Origin of the sequence: Streptomyces sp. NPDC058664 (assembly GCF_042716635.1) — a bacterium.
In the GTDB taxonomy this organism is placed as follows: domain Bacteria; phylum Actinomycetota; class Actinomycetes; order Streptomycetales; family Streptomycetaceae; genus Streptomyces.
The window spans coordinates 1-5027 of the sequence record NZ_JBHXRW010000140.1 but is presented as its reverse complement, the minus strand read 5'-3'; the positions used below and the strand labels follow the sequence as shown (position 1 = coordinate 5027).

Here is a 5027-nt window from a genome sequence, read left to right as displayed (position 1 = left end):
GCGCTCCGGGCCGGCCGGTCGGCAATCCGCGACCGGCCGGGCCCGGGCCGGCGCCCCCGGCGTCTGGGCAGCTTAGCGTGCCTGCGGGGGGGGCCCGCCCCGGGACCGCCCCCGCCCGGGGGGGCCCCCCCGGGGGGTGGCCCGCCCCTGTGCGCTTGTGGCGGGAACGGCAGACGGCGCCGTGCTCCGGAAGGGAGGAGCACGGCGCCGTCCGCGACGCACGGGACGACCCCGTTCAGCCGGACACGGGCTGCGGGGACTTCTCGGACATGTCGCTGCCCTCGACCTTGGCGGTGGCCGACGGTGAGTCCTTCTTCAGGGCCAGGGCGAGGAGGCCGCCCAGGACCAGGAGGCCGGCGCCGACGTAGCCGGCCAGGTGCAGGCCCGACAGGATGTCCGCCTTCGCGGCCTCCGCGTAGGTGCCGGAGAAGGTGGAGTTGGCGATCGCGACCAGGAACGCGAGGCCCACCGCGCCGCCGACCTGCTGCGAGGTGGAGGCCATCGCGCTCGCCACGCCCTGCTCCTCGGGGCCGACGCCCGAGCTGGCGGAGGCGAAGACGGAGACGAAGACGAGACCGCCGCCGATGCCCCAGATGACGGAGCCGGGCAGCAGGGCGTAGAAGGAACCGCCGACGGACATGCCGAGGATGGTCACCGCGATGCCGATGCCGTTGACGACCATGCCGGTCGACAGCGTGGCGCGCATGCCGTACCGCTCCATGAACTTCGGCGCGAGCTTGCCCGAGCCGATGATGGAGACCAGCGTGAGCGGCAGGAAGGCGAGGCCCGCCTGGATCGCGCTGTAGCCGAGGACCGGCTGCACGTAGGTGGTGAAGGTGTAGTACGCGCCGGCCAGCGCCGTCTGGAAGACGAAGAGGACGGCCATGGCGACGACCAGCGGCCGGTTCTTCAGGAGCCGGAGCGGCATGAGCGGGTTGGCGGTCTTCGCCTCGGTGACGAAGAAGGCGATGAGGAGGACGGCGCCGACGACCAGGGAGCCGAGGGCGAGGTTGGAGGACCAGCCCTCCTCGGGGCCGGTGACCAGGCCGGTGACGATCGCGGAGACACCGATCGTGGAGAGCAGCGCGGCCGGGATGTCGAAGCCCTTGGAGAGGTTCGCCGGGCCGTCCGGACGGATCGCCGACGGGGCCGGGAGCAGGGCGATCAGCGCCAGCGGGATGTTGATGAAGAAGATCCAGCGCCAGGAGACCAGGTCGGTCAGCACACCGCCGAGCAGCGCGCCGGCCGCGAGGCCGAGCGAGCCGGCGGCGCCCCAGACGGCGAACGCCTTGTTGCGCTGGGCGCCCTCGAAGGAGGTGGCGATCAGGGCGAGCACCGCCGGGAAGAGCAGCGCGCCGCCGACACCCTGGAAGAGGCGGGCGCCGATGAGGACGCCCTGGGTGGTGGCGAGACCGCCGACGAGCGAGGAGACCGCGTAGAAGGCGAGACCGGTCATGAAGAGCCGGCGGGCGCCGATGCGGTCGACCGCGCGTCCGCCGAAGAGCAGCAGGCCGCCGAAGGCCACCGCGTAGGCGGAGACGACCCATTGCAAGGACTGGGCGGAGAAGCCGAGGGCGTTGCCGATGTCGGGCAGCGCGACGTAGACGATGTTGAGGTCGACGCTGATGATGAACTGGGAGAAGGCCAGCAGAAACAGGACGAGTCCTGTCTTCTTGGCTGGTGTCGACGTGCTCACAAGACCTCCATGGTCTTCATGGACTTTCTTTCGGTGGGGGTTCGTGCACGGTGGTGGGGTGTCCGTGACGAGGGATCAGCCGAAGCGCAGCTGAAGTTCGTTGGGGCCGGTGATGCCGATCGCCGGACGCCAGGTGACGTCACCGACGACGCTCGGGGCGCCGAGGCGGCGGGCGAGCGCGGGCAGCGCCTCGGTGATCTCCATCCGGGCGAGGGGGGCGCCCAGGCAGTAGTGCGGGCCGCCGCCGAACTGCATCACGGCCGTCTTGCGGTCCACGGTGATGTCGAAGACGTCACCGCCGGGGTACGCGAGCGGGTCGCGCTGCACCGCCTGCACGCCGATCATGAACATCGTGCCCTCGGGGATCTTCTGGCCGCGGAACTCGATGTCCTCGGCCGCGTACCGGTACACGGCGTTGGAGGAGGGGCGCCAGCGCATGACCTCCTCGACCGCCCGCGGGGCGAGCTCGGGGCGCTGGCGGAGCAGGGCCCACTGGTCGGGGTGCTCGGCGAAGGTGACCATGGCGTTGGCCAGCTGGAGGCGCGTGGTGTCGTGCGCGGCGAACACCATGGTGACGACGAGGTTGCGAAGCTCCTCAAGGCTCACCCTGGCCCCGTCGACGTCCTCCTTCTGGGCGGTGACGAGGGCGGAGACGAGGTCCGCGGTCGGCGCCTCGGCCTTCTGGGCCATCAGGGCGTCCACGTACGCGTACAGGCCCACGACGGCGGCCTCGACGCGGCCCGGTATGTCACCGCCGAGGGCGAGGCTGAAGACGAGGCCGATCTCCGAGCTCCAGTTGCTGAAGCGCGGGTAGTCCTCGGCCGGCACCCCGAGCAGCTCGGACATGACGGTCAGCGGCAGCGCGTCGGCGAAGGCCTCGAAGAAGTCGACCTCCTCCTTGGCGGCGATCTCGTCGGCGAGGCGCTCGGAGGCCTGCCTGATGGCCGGGCGCAGGTTCTCCAGCATGCGCGGGGTGAACGCGCGACCGACGAGACCGCGCAGCCGGCGGTGGCTGTCGCCGTCCTGGTTCACCAGGCCGTTGACGAACCAGTCGTAGACGGGGCCGCCGCTGATGCCGTTCTGCTCCATGAAGCCGGTGCCGTTGTGGGTCAATCGACTGTCCCGGACCAGCTCCGAGGCCTCGGCGTGGCGCAGGACGAGCATGCCGAGCGGGGTCTCGGCGTACCAGCTCGCGGCCTGGGCCCGGGCGACCTCGGGCAGGTCGAAGCGGAACTCGGGGTCGATGACGTTGATGAACGGGACCTCGGAGGACTCCGGCACGGACAGGGTTTCCGCTGACATGTCTTGACCGTCCTTGAGAGGGATCGGAGGGGGAGGGGCAGAGGGAACTCGGATCTCGGATGCCGAGAACGTGGATCTCGCGACTCGCTTATCCCGAGATTACATAGCTACCGTTCGGTATTCTTTGTTGAGCGCGGTGTCCGGGAGCGGGTTTGGCAACTTGCCAAATCCGCGTCCTTTTAACGGACTTGACTTGACCCGGACCGCGATCAGCGGAAGTCGCCGTCGCGGTACTCCGCCGAGGAACCGGCCGTGGTCGCCGCCCGCAGCTCGACGCGACGGATCTTCCCGGACACCGTCTTCGGCAGCGGGGCGAACTCGATGCGCCGGATCCGCTTGTACGGGGCCAGCGCCTCCCGCGCGTACGCGAAGAGCCTCCCGGCCGTCTCCGGACCCGGCTCGAAGCCGTCGGCGAGGACCACGTACGCCTTGGGGACGGCGAGCCGCAGGGGATCGGGCGCCGGGACGACAGCTGCCTCCGCCACCGCCTCGTGCTCCAGGAGCACGCTCTCCAGCTCGAACGGGCTGATCTTGTAGTCGGACGCCTTGAAGACGTCGTCCGAGCGGCCGACGTAGGTGATCCGGCCGTCCGCGTCACGGCGGCCGATGTCACCGGTGCGGTAGAAGCCGCCCGCCATGGCCTCGCCCGTACGCTCCCAGTCGCCGTGGTAGCCGGTCGTCAGGCCCACCGGGCGGGCCGGGCCCGACAGGTCGAGGCAGATCTCGCCCTCGTCGGCCGGCGCGCCCGACGGGTCGAGCAGCGTCACCGTGAAGCCGGGGGCGGGACGGCCCAGGGAGCCGGGGACGAGATCCTCACCGGGGAAGTTGCCGACGGCCAGACTCGTCTCGGTCTGCCCGAAGCCGTCCCGGACGGTCACCCCCCAGGCCTCCCGGACCCGCTCGATCACCTCGGGGTTGAGCGGCTCCCCGGCCCCCACCGCCTCGCGGGGCGGCGTCCGCAGCCGACCGAGGTCGGACTGGATGAGCATCCGCCACACGGTGGGCGGGGCGCAGAAGGAGGTGACCCCCACCCGGTCCATCTCGAACAGCAGCCGGGCCGCGTCGAACCGCTCGTAGTTGAACACGAAGACGGTCGCCTCGGCGTTCCACGGAGCGAAGAGGCTGGACCAGGCGTGCTTGGCCCAGCCCGGCGAGGAGATGTTCAGGTGCACGTCTCCGGGGCGCAGCCCGATCCAGTACATCGTCGACAGGTGGCCGACGGGGTACGAGGCATGGGTGTGCTCCACCAGTTTCGGCGCCGAGGTCGTCCCGGAGGTGAAGTAGAGCGTCAGCAGGTCGTCGGCGCGGGTCGGACCGTCGGGCTCGAACCCGCCCTCGTGCGTCTCGAAGCGCTCGTACGGGAGCCAGCCCGCGCCCGCGTCGGCGGGGGTGCCGCCGGCCAGGATCCGGGTGTACGGGCCCGGCACCCCGTCGAACTTCGCCCGGTCCGCCGCCCCGACGACGACGTGCGCCACCCGGGCCCGCTCGATCCGGTCGCGCAGGTCCGCCGGGCCGAGCTGCGGGGTCGCCGGGGTGAGGACGGCCCCCAGCTTCATCGCCGCGAGGACGGTCTCCCACAGCTCCACCTGGTTGCCGAGCATGACGAGGATCCGGTCACCGGCGCGGACGCCCTGGGCGCGCAGCCAGCCGGCGAGCCGCGAGGAGCGGGCGGAGAGGCGGGCGAAGGAGTGCCGGGACTCGCGGCCGTCCTCCTCCACGATGTGCAGGGCGGTGCGCTCGTTGCCCTCGGCGATCACGTCGAACCAGTCGAGCGCCCAGTTGAAGCGCTCGGGCCGGGGCCACACGAAGCCCTCGTACGCGGCCCGGTGGTCGCCGCGGTGGGCGAGGAGGAAGTCGCGGGCCGCCCGGAACTCGGCCGTGGCGGCCTTTCCGGCGCCGGCCCCGATCGTGGTGCCGGAGGGGGTCACGCGGCAGCCTCCTCGTCGTTCACCCAGCTCATGAGCTTGCGCAGCTCCTTGCCGGTGGTCTCCAGGAGGTGGTTCTCGTCCTGGGTCTTGTACTCGTGGTA

3 protein-coding genes are annotated in these 5027 nt (G+C 71.4%); all 3 read right to left on the bottom strand.

Annotated features, from left to right (window positions below):
• Window positions 1–235: 235 nt before the first annotated feature.
• The 3 genes from ACFWUY_RS40535 to ACFWUY_RS40525 all read right to left on the bottom strand — a co-directional run bounded on the left by ACFWUY_RS40535 (window position 236) and on the right by ACFWUY_RS40525 (window position 4926).
• Window positions 236–1696 carry an MFS transporter gene (locus tag ACFWUY_RS40535; RefSeq protein WP_384121797.1) on the bottom strand — a complete coding sequence of 487 codons (1461 nt, stop codon included), beginning with the start codon at window positions 1694–1696 and terminating at the stop codon, window positions 236–238.
• A 75-nt stretch (window positions 1697–1771) separates the two neighbouring features.
• Window positions 1772–2998, bottom strand: coding sequence for a cytochrome P450 (locus tag ACFWUY_RS40530; RefSeq protein ID WP_384121795.1), 1227 nt, complete (start codon window positions 2996–2998; stop codon window positions 1772–1774).
• Between the two features lie 209 nt (window positions 2999–3207).
• Window positions 3208–4926: an AMP-binding protein gene (locus ACFWUY_RS40525; protein ID WP_384121793.1), complete on the bottom strand. Its 1719-nt coding sequence runs from the start codon at window positions 4924–4926 to the stop codon at window positions 3208–3210.
• Between the last annotated feature and the right edge of the window lie 101 nt (window positions 4927–5027).